The organism is Methylophaga sp. UBA1464 (assembly GCF_002325665.1).
Classification (GTDB): domain Bacteria; phylum Pseudomonadota; class Gammaproteobacteria; order Nitrosococcales; family Methylophagaceae; genus Methylophaga.
In genome coordinates, this window is sequence record NZ_DCSO01000096.1 from 44,425 (window position 1) to 46,467 (window position 2,043).

The 2,043-nt window shown below is 45.1% G+C and carries 3 protein-coding genes; 1 reads left to right on the forward strand and 2 read right to left on the reverse strand.

Going from position 1 to position 2,043, the window contains the following annotated elements:
* Positions 1-1,277 (forward strand): ATP-binding protein (locus B3O33_RS13285; protein WP_292363802.1); only part of this gene is annotated, 1,277 nt, incomplete at its 5' end.
* Here B3O33_RS13285 and yjgA read toward each other — a convergent pair.
* Complete coding sequence (yjgA, locus tag B3O33_RS13290; RefSeq protein WP_292359552.1) at positions 1,271-1,801, reverse strand: ribosome biogenesis factor YjgA; 531 nt, start codon at positions 1,799-1,801, stop codon at positions 1,271-1,273. The genes B3O33_RS13285 and yjgA overlap by 7 nt on opposite strands.
* Before the next feature lie 2 nt (positions 1,802-1,803).
* Positions 1,804-2,043 (reverse strand): secondary thiamine-phosphate synthase enzyme YjbQ (locus B3O33_RS13295; RefSeq protein ID WP_292363803.1); only part of this gene is annotated, 240 nt, incomplete at its 5' end.

The window sequence follows — 2,043 nt, forward strand, 5'->3', positions numbered from 1 at the left end:
TCTCCGCCTTCAGTTTATTTAATGCGTTTTCAGGTAGCGCTGAAACGGCTCAAAAACAACGTTTATTAAACTATGTCTACACGTTACTGACAGCCGCTGAGATCAGTCACGATGGCAAATTAATCATGCAGGATAAACTTGCCGAGCCAAAATTTTCTATTCCCAATTCCGGTTTATACGCTCAAATTACCAGTGGCAATACGATTGTCTGGCAATCACCATCTGTTATCGGTTTGTTTCTGGCACTTCCCTACCATCCGGGTCCATCAGAACAGTTATACAGTCAGATCAACCTTGATAACGGCATGAAGCTGCAGAACCTCGCCTTTGGTATTGTCTGGGAAAATGATGATGGCGAACATTTTGATTACACCATCAATGTATCTGAGGACCAGCATATGCTGGAAGCACAAGTAGATGAATTTCAGTTAAATCTCTGGTATTGGCTTGGCGGAACCGGTTTGATGCTGCTGATTGCACAATGGCTGATTTTCCGTTGGAGTTTACAACCATTGCATAAAGCCGCTGCTGATTTGCATGCGATTGAAGCCGGTAAACAGCAACGTTTAGGGGATGACTATCCCAGTGAACTGCAACAACTTACCCGTAATATCAATAATCTTCTGGATCATGAACAATCACGCCGCCTACGCTATAAAAACTCGCTTGCTGATCTGGCACATAGTCTGAAAACGCCACTGGCATTATTACGTTCCGAGCTGGAAAGCTGTGATGATGTTACGGCCTGCAAACTGACAGGTGAAGAACAGTTAGACCGCATTAATGCCCTCGTTGATTATCAACTACAGCGGGCAGCCACAGAGGGCAAAAGTAATTTACTGGCACCAGTTTCTATTGGGGAAATCATCAATAAACTGATGAATTCACTAAAAAAAGTCTACCAGAGCAAAAACATTCATACCCAGTGTGAAATTGAACGGGATGCCATGTTGCATGCCGATGAGGGTGATATGTATGAGCTCCTCGGCAATCTGCTGGAAAATGCATTTAAATACTGTAACCAACAGGTCAATATTGTATTACGCCAGCAAAATCGGCGGATTATTGTGCGTATCGAAGATGATGGCCCCGGTGTACCAGCAAATGCCAGCGAAGATATTATCAAGCGTGGTAAACGTATGGATACACAGATTGAAGGCCAGGGCTTAGGGCTGGCAATTGCCAGCGATATCGTCGAGGCTTATCAGGGGAAAATCAGTGTTCAGCAAAGCTATCTGGGGGGGGCCTGTTTTCTGATTGAACTGATTGATCACTGATTCTGCTGCAGCTGCTGCAGATACTTAAAGATCAATCGAGCCGATTTTGGTGGCTGCTGTTTAGCTACTTCCTGTTTCGCATTTCGCACCAACTGCCTGACATGCTGATTATCAAAATCTTCAAACTGTTCGCGCAGCTCCGCCATCACCGTATCGTCTTCAGCTAATAATCGATCCCGCCAGTTTTCCAGTTGATGAAATTGCTCTGTTTGTGCCTGTTGCGGTTGTTTCAGGTTATCCAGCTTCTGTTGTATTTCGTCATGATCAAGACGGGCAATAATGCCGCCGATATAACCGGTCTGTCGTTTTAATGCACCCTTGCTCATTGATTGGGCTTTAAGTACTGCCTCGGTTAAATCTTCGTCCAGTTCCAGTTTTAACAAATCTTTTTTGGGCAAGTCTATCAGGTCCTGGCCTAATTTTTTCAGTGCATCCAGTTCACGTTTGATACGCGATTTACTTTTGGGAATTGACGACCAGTCAAATTCCTCATCAAGGTGATCCTGTTCAAATTCTTCATTCATTATTATTCACCCTGTACTGTCACGATCACCCGACGCTGCTGGCGATGCGTGCGGTGTTCCCATAAATAGATTCCCTGCCATATTCCCAGGGCACATTTGCCATTGCTGACCGGTACCACCAGATCCGGATTGGTCAGTACCGTTCGGATATGCGCGCTCATATCATCCGGACCTTCATCCTGATGTAAAAACATGGGGTCACCATCCGGAACGATATGCTGCATATAGGTTTCCAGATCACG

Bases quoted from the DNA above. Each gene is read 5' to 3' on its own strand.
- yjgA (WP_292359552.1), bottom strand. From the start codon at position 1,801: ATGAATGAAGAATTTGAACAGGATCACCTTGATGAGGAATTTGACTGG.